Annotated in this window: 13 protein-coding genes and 1 pseudogene; 9 read left to right on the top strand and 5 right to left on the bottom strand. The window is 51.0% G+C overall.

The features are described 5' to 3' along the window. Positions 1-51 precede the first annotated feature (51 nt). Entirely contained in the window at positions 52-438 is a 387-nt protein-coding gene (locus GTQ55_RS12285) for a DUF5992 family protein (RefSeq protein ID WP_161859004.1), read from the bottom strand. A gap of 1,008 nt (positions 439-1,446) precedes the next feature. On the opposite strand from GTQ55_RS12285, the gene GTQ55_RS12280 reads away from it, so the two are divergent. From GTQ55_RS12280 to GTQ55_RS12250, 6 genes and pseudogenes are all read left to right on the top strand, one after another. Next, positions 1,447-1,782, top strand: coding sequence for a hypothetical protein (locus GTQ55_RS12280; protein ID WP_161859003.1), 336 nt, complete (start codon positions 1,447-1,449; stop codon positions 1,780-1,782). A gap of 1,517 nt (positions 1,783-3,299) precedes the next feature. Beyond that, positions 3,300-3,425, top strand: a pseudogene (locus tag GTQ55_RS18145) (integrase core domain-containing protein); the annotation flags it as partial. 1,104 nt (positions 3,426-4,529) lie between these two features. Further along, entirely contained in the window at positions 4,530-4,841 is a 312-nt protein-coding gene (locus tag GTQ55_RS12265; RefSeq protein ID WP_161859001.1) for a hypothetical protein, read from the top strand. A gap of 250 nt (positions 4,842-5,091) precedes the next feature. Continuing rightward, a complete protein-coding gene (locus GTQ55_RS12260; RefSeq protein ID WP_161859000.1) occupies positions 5,092-12,006 on the top strand; it encodes an FG-GAP-like repeat-containing protein in 6,915 nt (2,304 codons plus the stop codon). Then, positions 12,003-12,620, top strand: coding sequence for a hypothetical protein (locus tag GTQ55_RS12255; protein ID WP_161858999.1), 618 nt, complete (start codon positions 12,003-12,005; stop codon positions 12,618-12,620). Before GTQ55_RS12260 ends, GTQ55_RS12255 begins: the two co-directional genes overlap by 4 nt. A 633-nt stretch (positions 12,621-13,253) precedes the next feature. Next, on the top strand, positions 13,254-13,577 hold the full coding sequence (locus tag GTQ55_RS12250) for a hypothetical protein (protein ID WP_161858998.1): 324 nt from the start codon (positions 13,254-13,256) through the stop codon (positions 13,575-13,577). Between the two features lie 490 nt (positions 13,578-14,067). Here GTQ55_RS12250 and GTQ55_RS12245 read toward each other — a convergent pair whose 3' ends face one another. Then, the gene (locus GTQ55_RS12245; protein WP_161858997.1) at positions 14,068-14,403 is read right to left on the bottom strand and encodes a hypothetical protein; all 336 of its coding nucleotides are present in this window, start codon (positions 14,401-14,403) and stop codon (positions 14,068-14,070) included. A 267-nt stretch (positions 14,404-14,670) separates the two neighbouring features. Beyond that, positions 14,671-15,108, bottom strand: coding sequence for a recombinase family protein (locus tag GTQ55_RS18130; RefSeq protein WP_161858996.1), 438 nt, complete (start codon positions 15,106-15,108; stop codon positions 14,671-14,673). 1,124 nt (positions 15,109-16,232) lie between these two features. On the opposite strand from GTQ55_RS18130, the gene GTQ55_RS12235 reads away from it, so the two are divergent. Next, a complete protein-coding gene (locus GTQ55_RS12235) occupies positions 16,233-17,225 on the top strand; it encodes a GGDEF domain-containing protein (protein ID WP_161858995.1) in 993 nt (330 codons plus the stop codon). Between the two features lie 50 nt (positions 17,226-17,275). On the opposite strand, the gene GTQ55_RS12230 is transcribed toward GTQ55_RS12235, so the two are convergent. After that, positions 17,276-17,605: a hypothetical protein gene (locus GTQ55_RS12230; RefSeq protein WP_161858994.1), complete on the bottom strand. Its 330-nt coding sequence runs from the start codon at positions 17,603-17,605 to the stop codon at positions 17,276-17,278. 36 nt (positions 17,606-17,641) lie between these two features. Continuing rightward, entirely contained in the window at positions 17,642-18,028 is a 387-nt protein-coding gene (locus tag GTQ55_RS12225) for a DUF2750 domain-containing protein (RefSeq protein WP_161858993.1), read from the bottom strand. Positions 18,029-18,213: 185 nt separating this feature from the next. Between GTQ55_RS12225 and GTQ55_RS12220 the strand changes: the two genes are divergently transcribed. Next, the gene (locus GTQ55_RS12220) at positions 18,214-20,034 is read left to right on the top strand and encodes a cation:proton antiporter (RefSeq protein ID WP_161858992.1); all 1,821 of its coding nucleotides are present in this window, start codon (positions 18,214-18,216) and stop codon (positions 20,032-20,034) included. Between the two features lie 248 nt (positions 20,035-20,282). Next, the gene (locus GTQ55_RS12215) at positions 20,283-21,995 is read left to right on the top strand and encodes an MFS transporter (protein WP_161858991.1); all 1,713 of its coding nucleotides are present in this window, start codon (positions 20,283-20,285) and stop codon (positions 21,993-21,995) included. The last annotated feature ends 11 nt before the right edge of the window (positions 21,996-22,006 follow it).

Raw genomic sequence — 22,006 nt, 5'->3', positions numbered from 1 at the left:
CCAAAAATGTCTGCGATAACAGTCTTTTACCCCCGTAAAAAATTGATAGACCTACGGTTTTACTATCTTGATATGAGCCGCACGATTGCATACCGAGTTATCTTCGTAGCTAAAGATGCTAACTTTACTTCCTGTTGTGAGAGCGGTAAGAGCCATGCTAAATGCTCTGTTGTGTATATGAATGTCGTTTCCGGTATTGCCCGCATTCGCTAGTGGAAACGTGATCTGCCCGTTTTCACAGGGATAGTTGTTGTCTCCACCACTAACCTTTACGGTGAAGTTTTTCCCATTCGACCCGGTGTTGGTGATCTCGACTACCTCAACTGAAGTTGCAATCCATCCTTTCTCAGCTAATGCGGGAAAAATAAATAGGGCATTGAAGAGCAAGCCGAATAGAGTCAAGCGTGTTTTTAGGAATTTGTTCGCTTTGGTGTTCATTGTATTAGCTCTGTTTAATTTTACGGGGGCCTAGTGTCAGGAGTTTTTGGTTGCTCAAGCTCGTGTTTTGGCTTACCGAGACATACTTTTCTTATTCTATTTGGTACAGGTGTACTGTTTTTGTCATTGAAATTGTTGAAGTGCTGGGTATGTTAGGAGTTGCACCTTAGTTTTAAACTTAGAGAAATTATTCGCATGCTTAACATAGTGATGCGCGAAACTCCGTATGTTATTCGGGTGTGAATAAAAATTCTTTAAATTATTTTTTCCGCGATGTATCTTACGTTCTTTTTTCAACGAAAGTGTGATTATTGATGAGCGCGCCAAGATATCTTTCGATGATAATGCTCTTAGGATTGTTTTCTCACCCTGTTCTCGCGAGCGAAGTGTTTTCAGTTGCTCATGTAGGTGTAAGCGAAAGCTCTAAAACAGTCTACATCGGACTTGATGGGACTGTTTCAAGCGACGTTTGTTCCAGTACAGAGGTGCGTGTACCTCTTGAAAGTATCGTTGCGGATAAGATGCACGCAGGGGTCCTCTCTGTGTTAGCTGCTGGGAGGAAGTAAACGTGAGTTTAAGCAAGACAGATTGCCTGTTCGGAGAACCTCGGGCAACTGTCCTCGTCGTGAAATTATGTTCAAAGTTGCGATCTCGCTAGCTGTCTCCGAGGGTTATACATTCCAGCCCCCATGCTTAAATAGAATTTCGTGTGTCGGGGCGTCGATGTTCCGTAGATGAGCCACTTGCTGTGTGAAATTTGGGCTTTGTTGCATGGGCACGGTTAGGTAATCTATACAAATCGCAAACTGCGAAAATTGAATTGAGGAGCGGTTTTTGCCTGACATGGTAGCGCTAAAGCGGCTGCCGGAAAGCGCGGCTCTCATAGCACCAGGCCTGATTTGGATTTTCCGCATTTAACTTTCGATCGAGCTTATTCGGTATGTCAGGCCATTTAACCGTGCTCAATCGGTTTGATATTTCATTAGCATTGATAGGGTGGGGTTTTGGATGATGTACGTAAAGATGTTGGCGTGTATTTTTGCGTTGTCTTGTTCGGTGATGGCAAATGCTGCGAATCAGGGAACGGGTAAAGTGCGAATCACATTTCTTGAGAACTGGGTGTCAGGATCGGGGTTGTACATAAAAACGGATCAGTCAACGAAGACAAACCCCGCTGGTTGCTCCAATGTTTCAAGTTATCACCTTCCTTCTGAATCTTCAGATTTGTCGCGCAGCATACTGATTAGCGCATATATTGCTGGTAAACCAGTTAAGCTTGCTATTTACGGTGATGGCTGTTCGGTAAATCGCCCCCAGATTGTGGCTGTAGGATTTGAAGATTAGATGTCGCCGTTAGGAGTTTCGCAAACTTGTTTGAATGGATGCTTGGATTCAGATTTTCGGACGCTAAATGCTTTCGATTTGAGTAGGAGAAAAGTTGGTGTTATTAAGGTTAAAACTAGTAATAAATGTACTGCTTGTGAGTGGTTTGGCGATCGCGTTTAGCGCAGCAGGCGCAACAAACTAGGTCAGAATCACCAGTATTCAAGTTCAACATAACCGAACATGGATAAATGTATCACCTGAATTGGGCGACACAGCCGCTTGCTCAAGTAAATCTGCGGTAGAAGTTTTCAATGGGCTAGAAAATCGCGATTTAATTATCAGCTTGGTGATGGCTGCTATGGTGGCGAACAAGGAAGTGGTATTTATTGGTTCGGGTGTGTGCAGTAATGTTGGTAAGGAGGCGATAAATGGGGTGCGCGTAATTAATTAGCGTAAATACCTTTTGGTAATAAGCCGTTGATTACTATGCCTGTAGGATTGTGTTTTCACTCTGTTCTCGTGAGCGATGAGATTTCAGTTGCTTACGTAGGTGTAAGCGAAAGCTCTAAAACAGTCTGCATCGGACTTAGTGGGGCTGTTTCAAGCGAGATATGTTCCAGTGCTGAGGTGCGTGCACCTCTTGAAAGTAATGTCGCGGATAAATTGTATGCGGCGGTTCTCTCTGCGTTAGCTGCCAGTGTGACCCACAGAAAGTAGACACCCTGAATAGTTAGGTTTCGGCCTAACACGGAGGTGTACCATGGGTAAGAAGAGGGCGGCAGCATATACGGAAGAGTTTCGCCGGGAGGCGGTTCGTCGTAGTGGCCAGGATGGAACTTGGCTGAGACAATGCAGCGATGGAATCGTTTTTTAGTCGGCTCAAAGTCGAGCTGTTATACGTGGAACAGCACGAGTGTGTCGAGAGCGCTAAGAGTCGTATCATCGAGTATCGAAGTGTTCTGTAACTGAGTGGTAGAGACTCCGCGTTTGAGTGCGTCAACCTTTCTGAGTTTGATTGCAAATGTACATAGTTGAACTGTCTACTTATAATTGGTAAGCCCTTTTTTAGATCGAGAGCGAAGATGTGTTTCATAAAGCTTTGATAATGACTATTTTCTTATTTGCCATTGCATCCATCTGTGCTTACGGTAAAGATTTTCAGAATTGTCGGGTGGTGGACGCTCGTTTTGGCGCCGATGACAGAAATGGTCATGTGAGGTTGGATTGCATGGTGACGCCAAGGCCTGGGTGTGCAGTTGCTGAAGAATACGTTGGATTTGATAGGGCAACTTAGTCCGGAAAGCAAAAACTTACTTTATTTTTAACTGCTTTTGCTAGCGGATCCAAAGTAAGTGGAAGTGTAGATGATTCAGATTGCCCGGCCTATCAAAGTAATATTGCTCTGCTAACCTACTTGAAGATTTCGAATTAGAGTTTAACAAGTAAAGGCATCATTTGGCCGCTTAAAGGCGTGGCCGCGAACTCGGTGCTGTACGCTTCGCTCACCCGAGCTTTGGGTGTTTGCATTCCTAGTTGCCCAGCTATTAGCTGCTCAGTGGCTGTGGCAATACAATAACGAGCGGCCGAACTCAGCTGTCGGTGGTGTACCTCCAGCCCAACTACTACAGGTTGGTTGGTTCTCTACTTATAAGGGCGGTTAAAAATGGGGAGATTACACTCCTAATCATGTGCAGCCGAATTTACAGAAGGGATGGTGCACTACCGTCGCATTCGATCGAGGTGTTAATTTTCGCGCCATGTTGGCGCCAAAAGCAAAAATATATAGATCGGGTTTTGTGAAGCGGGTATATTGCTCCCCTAATTCGGCGGTCGAAGTTAATTGGCATCAGATTGGATCATTTTTTGCCGGCTGAATTCACGGATCGGATGTGCAAAAATGAATTGCGTAAGCATCGCCGTAAACCTGCTGCGCTAAAAGAATTTTTTATGCGACTGCGGTAATTGCAAATTTAAGCTTGTGTACTCCTGGGGAATAAGCTCTCGGTCCAGTTGAGCCGGAAGCGGCAGGACGCCTGGTATTTGCAAGCCCGCACAGTGGATTCTGCGGGTCTCACCGGTTGGAGTTCAGTGCGGCTGCATACACCTATGGTAAAACCAGGATTTCCGGGCAGTGGCATTTTTCCAGGGAGGAGGTTGTGAGGTTTTCTGCTTTTGTCGTTCTTTTTCTGCTTTCCACTTTCTGTTTTGCCGGAAACAGCGCGGGAAAAATTGAACAGATTATGGTGCACCAGGGCGATTATGTGATGTTCAGGGTCGGCGCCCATCATGACAAACCTTCCTGTAGTACCGCTGGTGCTGACTGGGCATTGTCCTTGAGTTCAGAGAAAGGGCGCGCGATGTATGCGCTACTTTTATCCGCGGCTTCCCAGAACCATTCAGTAACCGTGGTCGGGTCGAACACATGTTCCTGGCCGGACCGCGAGTCCCCGAATTACATTTACGTCAATTATCGCTAGTGAACATGTCGGATTGCACTTGGTTTCTGCAGGGGCAGGTGGAGCTAGATGAATAGTTGCGCATTCACCTCTATGATAATCACTGCCAGTTTCGTCCAGAGCTAAATTTTTATGGGTGCCTATCCCTGACATCCGTTCTGAATACAAGTGTTGGACGGCAATCCTGTGTCGGTACGTGGCATGTTATAAACGCGAGCCCAATCCAGGGGTTGTAAAACCCTTGGGCGAGCGCTGGCTCGAATTTTGCTTTTATACAGTCTTCAATGATTTTCCCACCTGGAGAAAAATATGAAATTTTGTGTTTCAATTATTGTTTTAATGCTGTCTAGGGTCGTGTTCGCGGAAACTTGCACCCAGACCGAAAACCAGCTGAATGGACTGGTGGGGGTTGATTCCGCAAGCGGTAACCTGGTTTACGGCTCTCTGGTTTCAGAAAAAAATCAATGTGGTTGTAATTTTGTACGATTCAAAGAGCAGAATGCGGATACTCAAAAATCACTGTCTGTTTTGATGGCCGCAAAATTGGCTAGATCAACTGTGCGTGTCGATTTCCAGGATTCAGAGGATTGTAACTCCGGCTGGCGTGTGTACCTGGAGTGATACTCTATATGCCTGAACAGCTGAGAGGCTTTCGTAAAAGTCACAGTATCCCTTCGGTTGTTTGAATTCCGCATTGGGAGTTTCGAATGCTAACCAGGTTCAGTTTTCGACTTTTCCGGGAGGTTGTGCTTCCCTGTTCCTGGGTGGAAATATCGATTACCTGCAAATATTTTTAATAACGCTACTTACTATTAGGGTCGCACGAAAGCGGTAGGGATGGATATCCCTGGCCAGGCGGGAAGTATCGTTTATGAGAAGGATTTTTCACGTGATAAATATATCGATAGCGGTTCTGCGCATCTGCATTGTAGTGGTTGCGATGTACAGTATTTTTGGCGCACGTGCATATGCGCAGGCCAGTGAATATCCTCTCGATCCCCATGGCTATGCTGTTTTTTCGGGTGATTTTGACGGCAACGATGGTGTCATTGACTATTATTTTTACAGTCGTGGCCTGCCTGTCCTGATACATGGCGAAATAGCCATACCGATAATCAGCGCGGCCAATAAAACCTTTGCCATACCGGGGTATTCGATGGGAGGCGCGCCCTATAATCCTCCCGCTTTCTATCATGGGGATCCGGTCTCTAAGTTACTGCCAGAGCAGGAGCTGGATGGCCTTACTCTGCTGGAATATGGCGAAGACTACCTGATCGGCGACTTTGATGGCGATGGAGTAGAAGATTACTTGATTCGCGGCCTGGTCAACACTATTGAGGTTCCATATATAGTTTTCGGTGTGGACGGTGGCGGTGTGCCGTCTACTATTTCGCATTTCTCCGGTCAACTTGAAACGTTGATAGCCGATCGTAATAATTCGTTTATTGTCCGAGATGTGAATGCGGACGGCAGGGACGATATCGTATTCCCGTCCGGGAGCAGCTTCATTGCTGATATCGCATACGTGTCAGATGGCAACATGCCGTCACAGAAGTTTGAAGTTACTGAGCCAGAGACCAGACCAGTCACAATTGCGGGGAAAAGCCAGGGCATGGCCAGCGTATCGCCCTCCGGCTCCGCAAGCTATAACCTTCCAATATCGCTTCCCGCGGGATCGGGAGGGCATGCACCTTCTCTCTCACTCGGCTACTCCAGCCTGGGTGGAAATGGGGTTCTTGGCCTGGGGTGGGCCCTGTCTGGTGTTTCAGCAATAGTCTACTGCCACCGTACTCCGCTACATGACGAGAAGCCAAAAGGCAAGAAGGACAGGTTCTGCATTGACGGGCAAAGGCTTGTTCAGCTGGATGGCACAGGAGAATATGGCGATGACGGGTCTGTCTATAAGACGGAAATAAACAGTTTTAGGAAATTTACTTTCCGTGAGGAATCGGGAGGTACACCATATTTCGAGGTGGAGGGTAAAGATGGGGCCCTGTCGAAATATTCCTTTGCGGGCAATATCCATGGCGGAAGCCATCTATTCCCTCTGTCAGAGCGTTATGACAGTACAGGTAAAAATTTGGTTCGTTACCAATACCTGCACGATACCGCCGGTTTCAGGCTGGAAAAAATTGAATATGCCTTTGGTGGCAATCAAGCTGCAGATGCCAGTATCCATTTCGACTACCAGTCGCGTCCGGATTCAATTCCAAAAAATGCAGTCATGGGCGCCTATGGCTTGAAAAGGAGGCTGTCAAAGATTGATGTCAAGAGTGGTGGTGAAGTGTATCGGACATACTTCATCAACTACAGGAAGAGATCACCCTACAGCACCCGAATGGATGTCAGCCGGGTAAGCAGTATACAGGAATGTGTGGGAGGGTCCTGCCTGGAGGCGGTGGCATTCAATTGGCGTGTTACTGACGAGGATGGGTTTAATTCATCAAGTTACGCAACAGTTTCGACCTCCATTAGCGGAGCATTCAATCATGGCCGCATCGCCGATATCAACGGCGATGGCAAGATGGATAATCTCTGGGTCCGGAGATCCCGTGCATTGTATGAACTTAACTTGTCTCTTTCTGATGGTGAAAAATGGGTGCCGACAGGTTATCGGTTGTCAATGGGTTCAACAGCAAAAGAAGATTGGAACCTGTTTGATTATGATGGTGACGGAAAACTTGATCTTATATATCGGACGAGTGATGGCTGGAGGGTAAAGCTGTTTACCGGTCAGGGTTTTCAGGCAGGGTACTCCAGCATCGGAATACCGACATCCGGGGGATGGCAGTCGATTCTGGCGGATGAAAATGGGGATGGCCGTGCAGACCTTATCCTTAAGAGGTCAGATGGAAAGGCGCTCAATATTTTTCATTCAAAGGCCCGAGCAGACGGATTGAGTCAATTCAGGGCCTCCCCTGACAAAGTTCTCGAGACCCGATTTAATTATGAGTACTTTTCGCAAGAAATCGCTGACCTGCAGGCAACAAGAATTATCGATTTTGATGGGAACGGACAAGCTGATTTATTCTTTCCGGTAAAACATACCGAATTTGGGGAGGAGTCTTATGCTTGGGCTTTGTCAACGTTGACGTCGGACGACCTCGGTTATCATTCTACCCCTATAGATTGGGGGAAGAATCAGTCAGGATTTATCTGGATGCCCGCGGACCTTAACCGTGATGGTCGTACAGATTTTGTATGGAGAGGGGAGGGGGGTAGCTGGTTTTATTCTATCTCAGTGACGGGGGTTCCATTCGCCAATCGGAAAGCCCTTGCTGATGTCAAAGGTGATAAGGCAAATTTTGTTGACTATAACAATGACGGATTTCTGGATATTGCCTGGCAGGAAAGTAATCTGAAAGTGAAACTCTGGACCGGTAATGGGTTTGGTCCCGTGATCGATGCGAAAGTCCCTGCTGGAACCGACAGCGGTGTGCACACACTGTTTGCGGACCTTGATGGTGACGGGTATCAGGAATATATCCGCATCCGCCCGAGCAGTAGCGGTCCGAAGATGGATTTCTATGCGGCGAAAGCAACTTCCGGCGTGGATGATGTAATCACGGAAGTTCAGGGGGGGTACGGTAAGAAATCTATTTTTACTTACAAGCCGCTTTCTGACAGTAGTGTCTATGCCATGGATAGTGGTGCGGCTAAGCTCAACTGGGGTATGCCTGTCGCCGATGTGACTGGCTCGGCTTATGTTGTAGCCACCCATGAATTCTCCATGCCGGTTGCAGGTGATCCCGGCAACCTCGAGAAGGTCAGTTATCGGTATGAAGGATTGCGCTTCCAGGGCGGTGGCCGTGGAGCCCTCGGTTATCGGAAGGTAATCCAGACCGACTCGCGTACGGGACGGCTTGAGACTACGTACGAGCAGCGCTTCCCGAATACCGGGATGGCCCTGAAGGTCGAGAGATACAGTCCCCAGGGTAAGCTTCTGTCGAAAACCTCCAATACGCTGGCCAGCAAGTCAGTCGATGGCGTGGCTTGGCCTTTTGTCGACAAGTCAATGGTCGAAAGCTACCTGGCCAAAGACGATGGTGCGACGCAGGGCGCCAGGTTCAAGAAGGTGGAAGTCGATAGTGACTATGATAACTATGGCAACCTAGTGAAGGGGACAACAAAGACCTGGAGCGGGCCCGGCCAGTTGCTCTCGACCGTTGTTCAGGACAATTGCTTTTCCTGCTACGGAGCGCCTGCCTGGTATCGGGAGCAGGGCAGGGTAACCAGGACTACGGTGACCACTACCAGGGGCACAAAAACCACGGATCGAGTAGTCCGGTTTGATTATTATCAGTCCGGTACGAGAAAGGGGCTGTTAAAAAGTGAGAGTATCGAGCCAGGCTACAATGAGGAAGACGCTGACCGTATCAAGCTGACAACCAGCTACAGCTATGACGATTACGGTAATCGTACTGCGACATCCAAGGTTGCTGCCAATGAGTCCGCAAGGGGAGGCAGCGCAATATATGACAGTGACAAGCGCTACAAGGATGTGGTGCTGGATGTCGATGGACGGAAGCGAAGTGAGGTAGTTGCCCGTAATCACCTGGGCCTGCCAACCGAGACACGTCGCTACACCAATGTGACTGGCACTGCCTATGTGACCTCTACTGCGCAGTATGATGCCCTTGGCCGTCAGACCCTTACGGACCCCGGTGATGGACCATGGCTGAGGACTGATTACCGTTCCTGTACCGGTTGTGGTGTTGCGGGTGCGGCCTACTATACCGTTTCCACCAGTGAGGACGGCGCCAGCACCACCACGTACTTCGACAGGCTCGACCGCCCCATCCGCGTGCGCTCACTCGGTTTTGATACCAGTGATGTGGTCGAGATTCAGACCGAGTACGATGAATTTGGTCGCAAATGGCGCCAGAGTGAGCCATACCGCAAGGGCTCGTTACCGCAATACTGGACCGTAAACCAATACGATATCCAGTCACGGCCGGTCGAAACAATGCTTCCGGACGGTGGCAAAGTGACTCATTCCGAGCCTGCGCTGGATGGTCACCTGGTCGTGTCTACCACGACAAACGCAAAGGGCCAGAAGCAGACAGAGAAGAAGAACGCACTGGGCGAGGTCCGTTTCATACTGGATCACTATGACGGCAAGTTGGAGTATCAGTACACTGCCGCAGGTGAAGTTGAGAAAGTGATCAGTCATGGCCGGCCCGGTGAAAACCTGGGGATTACTATTTCCACCAGCTATGACAAGCGGGGTCGCAAGGAGTCCATGACTGACCCGGACAAGGGCACATGGACGTATAGCTACAACGCATTTGGCGATCTGCTGGAGCAGGTCGATGGCAAGGCGCAGCGTACGGTCACGGAATACGATCGATATGGCCGGCCCGAGCGTCGCACGGACTTCAAAACCAGTGGTGGTGCGGAAAACCATACCCGCTGGTATTACGACGACAAGGGAGTCGCCGGGTCAAGCATCCCGTTTGCACTTGGTCAGCTTACCGCGGTTGTCCAGTCTGCCCGTGCGGGGGACGAGCTGTGCTATGCAGGAACGACGAATTACTGCGCGATGTACGCCTTCGACAGCAACGGCCGCCAGGATACCCTGGCAACCGTGCTGGGCGTCGGCGGCGCCGATGGCGAGTTTATCCAGCAGACAGAGTATGACAGCCTGGGTCGGCCCTACCGCCAGTACGATGCGCTCAACGATGTGGTGCTGGACGGTAGCAATCGCATGGTCAGCGGTATCCAGCAGTACTTTACCAATACCGGGCAATTGCATTTTGTCAGGGACCTGGATACCGGCAATGAGCTCTACCGCGTGGTCGACAGCAATACGCGCGGGCAGGTGACCGACTTTGATGTCGCCAATGGCCTGGTGCGCGTGGACCATGACCATGATTCTGCCACCGGACGCCTGAAAACCCAGCGCGCGACCAATGCGCAGTCTGTCACCCTGCAGCAGATGGCCTACGGCTGGGACGGTATCGGCAACCTCGAGAGCCGGCATAACCTCCGCGCCGGCAGGAAGGAGTCCTTCTGCTACGATCACCTCAGCCGGCTGTTGCAGGTCAACAGTGGCACGCTCAGTGTTACCGGCTGTGCGCCGAATGCGGATAATACCCAGTACCAATACGACAGCATTGGCAATATCACCCACAAGGACGGTCAGGCCTATGCCTATACGTCGGCGAAACCGCATGCGGTAACAAAAGCGGGGACTGTCGGATACCGATATGATGATAAAAATGGCAACCTGACATCGGATGACACCGGCCGGGAGTTCACCTACACCACCTTCGACAAGCCGAGCGTGGTGAGCAATGCCGGTTCTGGCAACAGCGTTTCCTTCAGTTACGGCCCGGACCGCGCCCGCTACAAACGCAGTGACACCCGCAGCACAGGGGAGGTCATTACCACCCTGTACATTGGCAGTGTCGAGCTGATCCGTTCGAGTGCGGGCAGCACGATGGAATGGAAGCGCTACCTGCCGGGCAGCGCGGTCTTCACCTATGTCACGGATGCGGCCTACAAGCAGCAGAGCCTGAAAAGACGCTACCTGCTCAAAGACCATATTGGTTCCATCAGTGCTGTGATCGACGGTAATGGTAACCGCGTCGGCGCCGAGGAAATGGCGTTTGACCCCTGGGGTAAGCGGCGGGACAGCAGCTGGAAGGGCATTGACCTGAACCAGCTGCTGGGCAGCAATTACAGTCTGCTGGATACACTGACGTCTACCACGACCCGCGGCTTCACAGGTCACGAAATGGTCGATGCGCTGGGTATTATTCATATGAACGGCCGTATCTACGATCCGGTCCTGGGGAGGTTCTTGCAGGCCGACCCAATGATCGATGGTGTTACCGACCCCCAGGGTTATAACCGCTATTCCTATGTCAAGGGCAACCCGTTAACCCTGACCGATCCTACCGGCTATTACAGCTGGGATGACTTCAAGGACGACCTCTCGGAGGGCTGGGAATCACTCAAGGGTCGCCTGTTCGGTGACGGCGATGGTGCCGGCATTACTTTTGGGTCCAACGGAATTGGTTTCTATGCGGGTCAGCAGGGAGGCAATGCGGACCTAGTCCAATGGGCGCCACAGGGTGGGGCCGGACTGACGCTGCCAGAGGGCGTAGCGCCGGGGGCGTTCCAGGCCAGCGCGGAGTATATCGCCTATATACTCAAATATGCTTCCACGCCCAGAACTGGTAACGGTGGAGGGCATAACTCTGTAGTTTCAGCGGAGTCTGCCATCTATCTGGATGCGTTTTTCGCTCGGCATGAAGGTAGTGATTCGACGTACATGCTGGCTTCGAACAATTCGGAGGATGCGTTCAGGCTTGCGAACTTGACTTCCCAGAATGAAGGCGATGATTATTACCCTTGGGGTAAGGCGACCGATATAGTGCTTGAAAGCGATGTGCCTGACGCGCTTGCCATCCTGATGGAGGCAGGGAATAGTTGGCAGCTTCGTATGATGACCGGAAGGACCGGCGAGTCCGCAGCGGCGGAAGGCTATAGGGAGCTTGGATTCGAAGTTTACGAGGGGCAACTTTCAGTTAGAGTTGGCGGAGCAAATGGCGGCATGAGATTTCCTGATCTCGCAATCAGAAAGCCTGGAGAAAGGTGGCAGTTCGTTGAGGTTAAGGCAAACTTGTCACCACTTGTGAAGCGCCAAATATTGAGGGATCGGCAGATTGAGGTTCAGGGCTACTTTGGGGTTACCGGCCCAGCTGAGATATTGGGGTTTCAGTCAGGTGCAACAGTGAACTTGGCAAGGGTTATTCTCGTGCCCGGTGGAGCAAAATGAAGAATATGAGTGCTCTTACAAGGATTTCTAAGGATTTAGTCGGTCATGGATTTTCGAAGACTGTAAATAAATACTATAAAGTAGTCGAGTATTCTAGGCCTATAGTGGCCGGTGCGACCTTCTTGATTCTTGTATTCGAGACGAAGAAAGGCCTTATTTCGGTAGATGTTGGCGTGCGCATAGAAGCGGTAGAAAGATGCCTGGAGAGATACGAATCGGAGCAAATGGCCATGTCCGGATTTGGGCATGTGTCAGTGCTGAGTCGGCCAACTTTCTACAAAAAGGTATTCGACGGGCCAACTTCTGATTTTGACGTAGAAGACTTACATGACGAGTTTCAGCCATTTTTTGATCCTGTCGGCGTTGATGACGGTGTTGTGAAGGGGTTTCTTGACAGGATGATTTGCCATTCCTGTCCAGCAGAGTTTCCTGATGGATGCTCTGTATATCTTGCAAAGAGACTATTGATCTTCCTTTATTTGAGTGGTCGCTGTGGGGAGGTGGATCTAGAAGTCATGGCAGAAAATATCGATGGCGCAAAGGCTTACGCAGAGGATATCGTTCGACTTAGAAATTGGCTGGAGGTAAATGTTGTAGACGGTTTTCTTTTGTAATGTAAACTTCTGGGGCAGTGGCGGTGGCAGTGGCAGTGGCAGTGGCAGTGGCAGTGGCAGTGGCAGTGGCAGTGGCAGTGGCAGTGGCAGTGGCAGTGGCAGTGGCAGTGGCGGATGGAACGGTCTTTATCCGGAAAATGGCAGAGTGTCGGGTTGAGCAAGTTGACGTCTGCTTAACTGTTGGACGTCGTTCTGATAATAAAGCCGTAGGGTCCTCCGTGGCTTGTTTCGTGCTGTCGTTAGGGTTAGTGCCGGTCGTGTCGATTCCGTGAAACCTGCAATGGGTTGATGCTTATGGATACCCAGATCTCCGGCGGGCCCTGCGGCAACGGCAGTGGGTTCTGGTGGCCGATCGATGATCCCGATTCGGATAACATGGTGTCCCTTGCCCTTGCGGCATTGGCAGCAGAGAAACGAGTAAGTGTTGTATATAACGAATCAACGCCGGAATGTAAGTACTCAAAGGCCAAGATAACGCATCTTTCAATAAAGAGGTTGTGAATTATTCTCGTCGTTGAAGGGCTTTGGTCTCTATGCGGTTTATCCAGGTCAGCCATTGTTAAATACTGCGGTAATCTGCCTGTGTTTTCACCAATATCGCGGTTATTACTATAGGTGTCGGAGTGAACTTGTATGAAGAAAATTCTGGTTTTAATCGCATTGGTTGCCACAAATTTTTCATTCGCCGGTCAAGATTCTGGAAGCGTAAGCATTTCAAAAATTGGCTGCCACCTCGAAGATTCCACCTGCTATGTGCATATAGACAAGGTTGTTGGTCCTGTCGATTGCAGTAGTTCATCTGTCAGGTGGGACAAAGACGCTTCCAAAGGTGGCAACGCGGCGCTGACGTTGCTGACGGCGGCATACTTTGCGGGAAAGAAGGTGCAGTTTAATATTTCCGATAGCTGTTATGGGAAGTACCCAACGTTCCATTATTTTAATGTCAATAATGGTTAGGATTTTTGTTTTGTATTATTGGCTCGTGGCGCAGTGAACCGTTGTCTTGTCTTATTTTCCGTCACGTCCGAAGACTATTGCTAATATGAAGTATTTTCTGAAGCCTGAAGTCGCTCCTTAAACAGCTTGCAAAATTCTTGTGGTATCTGTGGGCTTTGTTGATCTACTGGTGTGGTTGCTATATACGCAGTTACTCTGTAATTGAATCCACACAAATATGTGGATTATGGCCCCGGTTCCTGGTGAGTGAGCCCAATGTGGGCTCTGCAGATTGATTTGATATTGTGGAGATTTTATGAATTAGGTTCTCGTTTTTATCCTGGTCCTGGTTTATCCATTGAGTTCCCTCGCAGGTTGGTCAACAAATGCCGGTCTTGTCGATTCCGTGATATCTCATAATGGGGTGATGCTTATGGATACCCAGATTTCAGGTGGACCCTGCGGCAAAGGCAGTGGGTTCTGGTGGTCGATCGATGATTCCAATTCGGACTCATTTGACAGTTTTCACATGCATTATTTCTGGGTGACCATGTGGACTACAACCCTGAATAAATAACCTAACTTGCTTTCCGCTCATGTGAGACGCAAGCATAAGTGAATAGATTTCATTGAAAATAGGATTATTTTGTTTGCTTACTACATACCATGATGTATTGCAATTATCGGGATTTCTCGAAGTATCAGATATCTCGTAGAAGCCGTACCCTCCATGATTAAGGTGAACGTAAGAAACCTTAATATCTACAGGCGGGGTCCACTCACCAGCAATAACAACGGTCGGGAGAAGGAGCGCTGCAAGAATAATAATTTGTTTAGCTTTCTTCACTTTAAATTTCCGGAAGTCTTGAAATTGGTAGCTCTCGCGGCTTGATGTATTTTAACGCGATTAGGTCTTTGTTTTGAATTCGGATTGTAAAATTTGTTTGGTGGTTCGTTTTGGGCGTAGGTTATGTGTGAATGCGTTCGGACCAGGGTATCATAGCGGGTTTCAAAAGACCCTGAGGGGGCTTTGTCGTAGGGCTAGATCGGGAAGCGAACTACGCCTCGCTTAGTAGCTTATAGGCAGCAGTTTGTCCAATTTCGTACTCTTTCATTAAGGCGTTGATCTTGATGCCCTGCTGGCGTTTCTCGTGCATCTCACCAATTTGATCAGGGGTGAGTTTAGCCTTGCGGCCAAATTTTGTTCCCCGAGCCTTGGCTGCTTAGATTCCATCGCGCCGTCGCTCCTTTCTGATCTCATTTCAAACTCGGCGATTGCGCCGAGCATGTTGAACATGAGTTTACCGGTAATGCTTGTTGTGTCGATGGATTGATCTAGTACGAGAAGCTCAACGCCTTTCTCGATTAGCTCATCTCTGATCTGACAGAGGTGAAAAGTAGAGCGGGCGAGCCTATCAAATTTCGTGATGACTAAGGTATCGCCTTTTCTCAAGTAGCGGCGACATTCTTTAAGTTGAGGTCGATCCGCAGTGGTGCCACTTAGCTTGTCCCATATCCTGTAATAGAATGGGCACAGGCAGGCCGCAGTCAACCAATATTTTCAGTATTTCAGATGCCGATCTCCCAGCTTACAACCTGTTACCATCTTGTGTACAGCCAGGAAGAGTTGACCACTACAAAAACTGTTTGTTAAGGAATGGGTTGGGGTTGAATCAAAGTACTTACGGCGGCATACCAACAGGACTTTTTTCAGTACCAGAGTCACAGATCAGTGCGAAGCATATTACGACTCGGCGTTCCGTATTAATGGGGAAATAATATCGCCACGAATGGTGTTGGCGCATATTCCTCATGATTACGATTATCGAGCGGAATTTGAAAGGTGCGATGACTTGCCTTATATGCCAAGGCACCTCGGACTGATTACAGTCGACCCCGTAGGAGATTGGGAAGTTTTTGAGGGAGCAGCTTCGTCTCTCGTGGCTTATAAGTGTGGAAGTGATTACGGAGGAGATTTCAGTGTTCGTTGGCATGCGCCTTCGCGAAAAGAATGTTTTGATTCAAATCCGAAGATAGATGTGGGTAATGGGGTCAAAATGTCGTTAATTGAAATTGTGCAAAGAGGTAAGCGTCTCGGCTGGTTTTAACTGGCGAGGGAACACGTCGGGGGCTGCCGGTTTTCCAAGAAATTGATAGCCCTGAGATGCGATTAGCGCCATGCGGAAGTTAAGGTGCGTCTGGCCTTTACGAATTCGTCAAATTGCTACGCAATTCAAGAGTTGTTTGCTACACGAATAGAATTTACGGCAAGCCAGTCTCTGCTTAAGTGGTTGATATATATAACTTTATTGTTTTGGCGTGCAGATGTTTAGGCATCGAGGGTTCGATTAACTCGCGCGAGCGAGTTGAGAACGAGGTGAAGCCGAGCCCGCAGGGTCAAAACACGCCCTAGCGTGTTTTGAGTCCATCCCTCCAGCCCCCAAACTTGATCTCTCTGCACAACATCAACACAATTCGCGCCAAGTTCCATAAAAACCAGTAAAAATGACCGCGAAAACCCCCAGTCTCCAACAACAGGTTCGAGCACAAAAAATAGCCAGCGTGTACAAGCACACCTGGACGCTTGCGATTAGCCACCCGATCGCCGGAGCGCTATTGGTTGCCAATTTTTGGGAGGTCGCATCTGCTCTTCCGTTGCTGAGCTGGTTCACGGCGTTGATTCTGATATCTGTCGCTAGAGTCCCGCTGTACTGCCAATACCGCCGACACGAAAAAGATATCGCGCATTGTGAGCGCTGGGGACTCTACTTTGCCGCGATGGCGGCGCTACAGGGGAGTCTTTACGGGGTTGCCTGGTTTGCGTTTGTTCCGGGCGGGGATCAGTTTTTTCTGTCCGTTGTCTGTCTGTGGGTTATGGGGCTGAGTGCCTGCGCGGTGGTGGGATACGCTGCACACCCAAAGACATTGCTATCGTTTTTTGCTCCGGTCGTGGTGCCTGGCACCGTATTGCTGTTAATGGATGGCAGTGAGCGTATGCAAATCCTCGCTGCGGCATTGTTCTTATATGGCGTGGTAATCCTGTTGGCCGCAGCACCGGTTTACAGGTCCATCGTTCAGTCCATCGAGCTCAATCTCCGTTTGAGGGAGCTCTCTGAAAAGGACGGCCTGACCGGCCTGGCAAATCGCCGGCACTTTGATGAAACCCTGCAAAAAGAACTGGATCGGGCGCTGCGCAACGAGCAGCCGCTGTCTCTACTGTTGCTGGATATCGACCACTTCAAAGCCTACAACGACCACTATGGCCATGTTTCCGGCGATCACTGCCTACGCCTGGTGAGCGATGCGATTGCCGGATGTGTCCGGCGCAGCGGGGAGTTGCTGGCGCGTTACGGCGGCGAGGAGTTCGCACTGTTGCTGCCGAATACCGATAAAACCCAGCTGGCCGCAACGGTTGAGCGATTACAGGCGGCGATCCGTGAGAGCGCCATTCCCCATGCGGGCAGGCCGGACAGGCTGGAGCAGATTACCGTCAGTATCGGTGGCACCACGGTGGAAAGGGACTACCCTGCCAACCCTGAAAGTCTGATCGAAAACGCCGATACCGCGCTCTACATGGCCAAGAACCACGGGCGCAATCAGTACTACTTCTACTGTCGGCGTTCAGGTCAGCTGGCGGCGGAAGAGCCACTGGCAGTTGCCATCGCCTAGCGCGGGCCGCAATTGCCGCGCTTGTAGCAAGGTGTTGGTTAAGTGCTGCGCTATAGGTTGGCGATGACGCCGCCCAGCAATAGCGTAAGACCTATGGTCAAAAGGCCCTGTACCAGAGCGATCACGATCGCTTTGAGGTAGCCGGTTCCCAGTACCAGCATATAGGCAATGGCCGCCAGCGGTATGGTGATCAGTAGCCCCCACTCTTCGGTGACGCCGGGAATCAGGCGCCCGACAAAGTGCTGGATAATGACCGCCAGCAACAGGGCAAACAGGCAGGCGAACACTCCGGTATTGCGCGCGCCCATCATGGCTGCCGCCATTTTGAGCGGGACTACCAGTACCGCCAGAATGATGATGAGGGTGATCAGGAATTCCATTTATGCACTCCTTGCATAGGTTGAGTACCTACAAGCCTAGAACTTGTCGAGTTCGTCCCGCAGGTCTTGCTCCAGGTCGCTGGGCTCCATAACCCATACGCTGTCATCTGCGCCAGGAAACACGCCGACTTCAATGCCATCTTTTTTCAAGCCCGGAAGCCACCGGTTCAGGAACTGGGGCAGGGGGACGCTTTTGGGTTGCAGGTCACTATCGTCGCCGGCATAGGCTTCGGCAAACTCAATGCTGGGCCACAGTGGCAGGTACTCAAAGCCGCCCTGATCTTCGGAGTGCAGTTTCAGGAAGTGTTCATCGCTATTGATGAGAATCCAGACTTCGCGCTCCTCGCCGACCACATCCATGAAGTATTCGTAGCGGGCTTCGCAATCCAGTTCGAGGATTGCGTTCAGGTCTTCATTGCTCATGGCTTGGGTGCTCGCTATGGTTGATGTTTGGCATCAATTGGCATCAAAGTTAGTACGGCAAGGTTACGCTAGTCCCAATCCGTGGGCAAAACAATACGTAGGCCTCCGCTGGAGTAGATATAAACTCTGGGGGCCAAACTGATAACTTAATTCCTGAACCCGCTCTGCAATCGGCTATCAATACTATGCAACAAATCCTCTCGGACCCAATGGCCCTGTTAGTGATGGTGGGCATCGTCTCGATTGCGTGCCAGTATCTCGCCTTTATGCTCAAGCTGCCGGCGATCCTGCCGTTGCTGCTGGCCGGTCTGGCGCTGGGTCCGCTTACCGGTGTACTGGACCCGGATGCATTATTTGGCGACCTGCTTTTTCCGCTCGTATCGCTGGCTGTCGCGATTATCCTGTTTGAAGGTGCGCTGACGCTTAAATTTTCCGACCTTGCTGGCCACGGCACCATGGTGCGCAATCTGTGTACGCTGGGTGCCCTGGTGACCTTCCTCGTTGCCACCCCCGCCGCGCACTATGTCCTCGGGATGCCGATGCAGCTGGCTGCGCTTTTCGGTGCCATTGTCACGGTTACCGGGCCGACGGTGATCGTGCCCATGTTGCGTTCGGTTCGTCCTAACTCGCGTATTTCCAACATCCTGCGATGGGAAGGCATCGTGATCGACCCCATCGGTGCGCTGCTCGCGGTGCTCGTGTATGAGTTTGTGGTCGCATCACACGGCGCGCTGGAGCACACGTTCCTTACCTTTCTCAAGGTGATCGCCATCGGTTTTGGCATCGGGTCTTTGATGGGGTATTTCGTCGGCTCGTTGCTCAGGCACAACTGGGTGCCGCACTACCTGCGCAATACCGCAGTGCTTACCCTGATGCTGGGGGCCTACGCCGCTTCCAACCTGATGACCCATGAATCCGGCCTCCTCACGGTAACCGTCATGGGGATCTGGATGGCCAACATGAAAGACCTGGACGTCGATGACATTCTCGAGTTCAAGGAAACCCTCAGCGTACTGCTGATCTCGGCGTTGTTCATCCTTCTCGCGGCACGGGTGGAGTTTTTCACGCTAGCCCAGCTGGGCTGGGGCGCACTGGTGGTATTGGCAGCGATCATTTTTGTCGCGCGGCCGTTATCCGTGTTCCTGTCATCTCCGGGGTCCGGTCTCAGCTGGCGCGAGCTGGCGATGCTGAGCTGGATCGCGCCACGGGGTATCGTTGCCGCGGCCGTTTCCGCGCTGTTTGCCCTGAAACTGGATTCATTTGGCTTGCCCAAGTCCGAACTGCTGGTGCCGATGGTATTCCTGGTGATCATCGCCACCGTGGTGCTGCAGAGCCTCACCTCCAAGCCCATTGCCAAGTTGCTGGGCGTGCGTGCTCCTTATCCGAATGGTTACCTGCTCTTCGGTGGCGGCAAGTTTGCGCGCATGCTGGCAAAAGATCTGATGGAGAAGGACGTTCCCGTCCGAATTGCAGATACCAACTGGGATACCATACGTGAGGCGCGGATGGACAATATTCCCACCTACTATGGCAACCCTATCTCAGAACATGCGAGCTTGACCATGGACATTTCCACGGTGGGCAAGGTGCTGGTGCTGTCGCCCTACAAACAGTTAAACCCGCTGGTGACTTATCATTTTGAGCACATCCTCGGAGAGGGGGCGGTACTGGGGTTGAGTCACGGTACTCAAGAGGGGCGCGCCAGTCACAAGGTATCGGAAGAGTACGCAAAAAAACTGGAGCTGTTTTCCGAGAGCGCAACCTACAGTCGCCTCGCCAGCCTGGTCGCGAAGGGAGCCACCATCAAGACCACACGCCTGACGGAGGCCTTTACCATCGAGGACTACCGGGAAACCTACGGTAACCGAGCCACGCAACTCTACGCGCTAGATCCGCAGGGAAGAGTCCACATCAATACGATTTCTCACGAATTTGAACTTCAGGCAGATTGGCAGATAGTCAGCCTGATTGCGCCGGAGGCGGTGGTTGGGGAGGGCCGTGAATAGGGCATCATTGCCCGCGGGTGACGTTTCGGCTGTCTGAGGCGACGGGCGTTGTATTAAGCCTGGCATGAGTCTGGTTGTTGTATAACGGTAGCGAATGGCGCGTATTTCTTTATGTTGTGATGGGCTGCGGTGTGCACCACAAAAATGGCGCCAATTGATAGGGGTAAAAACATTCACACGCTTGAGAGTGAAATTTTCTTCTGATAGTCTCTAGATAAAACAATAATGAGAGAAAGTGAGGCTGAGCGATGTCTGAAGGCGTAATAGCGCGCGGTGACAAGCGCGCGGTAACCGGGGCTGTTGGCGAGGAAATTGTTTCCAAGCATCTCACGGCCAAAAAAAAAGAAAAGCTGGTAGTAACAGCTGCATCCCTGGGGACCATGTTCGAATGGTTCGATTTCTATCTTTACGGGCTCTTGGCCACCTATATATCCAGTCAGTTTTTCTCGGGCGTTAACGAAACTACTGCATTTATTCTTGCGCTTGCGGCATTTGCTGCAGGCTTTGCGGTGCGGCCTTTCGGCTCGCTCGTATTCGGGCGGTTCGGCGACATTATCGGACGAAAATATACCTTCCTCGTCACCATGGGCCTTATGGGGTTTTCAACGTTTGCGGTGGGGTTGCTGCCCAGTTATGCCTCTATTGGCGTGGCGGCGCCCATAATCCTGGTAGCGCTGCGACTACTGCAGGGGTTGGCCGTCGGTGGGGAATATGGTGGTGCGGCTACCTATGTGGCCGAGCACGCACCGCATAACAGGCGCGGCTTCTTTACCAGCTTTATCCAGACAACGGCCACGCTCGGACTGATACTTGCGCTCTTACTGGTTATCGGTCTGCGAGCGCTGATTGGTGAAGAGGCGTTTGCTGATTGGGGTTGGCGGGTACCTTTCCTGCTCTCTATTGTGTTACTGGCGATTTCCCTGTGGATTCGTATACAGCTGGAAGAAAGCCCAGTGTTCCAGCGAATGAAGGAGGAAGGCGCGACCTCGAAAGCTCCGATCAAGGAGGCGTTCGGGCAGTGGAACAATATCAAATTCGGTCTGATCGCCCTGTTTGGCGCCGTTGCGGGGCAGGCGGTGATTGGCTATACCGCGCAGTTTTATACGATGTTCTACCTGGAGAAAATACTTAAGGTAGATCCGGCGACCGCGAATACGATGATATTGATCGGGCTAATTCTCGGAACGCCCTTTTTTGTGATTTTCGCCTGGCTCAGTGATCGCATTGGCCGCAAGCCGATTATTGTCACTGCGTGTCTGGTGGCTGCCGTTATTTATTTCCCCGCATTCAAGGCGCTGACCTACGCTGCCAACCCGGCACTGGCGGCGGCCGTAGAGAGGGCACCGGTAACGGTGGTCGCTAATGGCGGTGAGTGTTCACTGCAATTCGATCCGGTCGGCAAGAATACATTTGATTCTTCAAGCTGCGATATTGCCAAGGCTTATCTCGCCAAAGGGGGGATCAACTACAGCAACGAATCGGCTCCGGCGGGCAAGGTTGCCGAGGTGCATATCGGAGACAAAGTAATTGTCGCTCCCGATCCAGTGACTTTGCCGGCGGAGGAAAAGCAGGTCGCCATTGCCGCGTTTGCGGCGGAAGTAAAGGCTGGCCTGGATGACGCGGGATATCCGCTTGAGGCGGATCCGGAGCAGATCAATAAACCGCTCGTTGTGATGATACTTTTCGGGTTGATGCTGGTTGCGACAGCGCCCTATGCACCGCTCGCCGCAATGCTGGTGGAATTATTTCCAGCGCGTATCCGTTACACCGCCATGTCGCTGCCTTATCACATTGGTAATGGTTGGTTTGGTGGCTTCCTTCCCAGCGCCGCCTTTGCCATGGTGGCGGCGACTGGGGATATTTTCTTTGGTCTCTGGTATCCGGTCGTAATCGCGGGCATGACCTGTGTGGTTGGCGCGCTGTTTTTGCCGGAAACCTTCCGTCGCAATATCCACGCGTAGGGTAAAGCCCG

The organism is Microbulbifer hydrolyticus, assembly GCF_009931115.1.
GTDB lineage: Bacteria > Pseudomonadota > Gammaproteobacteria > Pseudomonadales > Cellvibrionaceae > Microbulbifer > Microbulbifer hydrolyticus.
The sequence above is the reverse complement of the archived record's forward strand: the minus strand, read 5'-3'. Positions and strand labels throughout refer to the sequence as shown.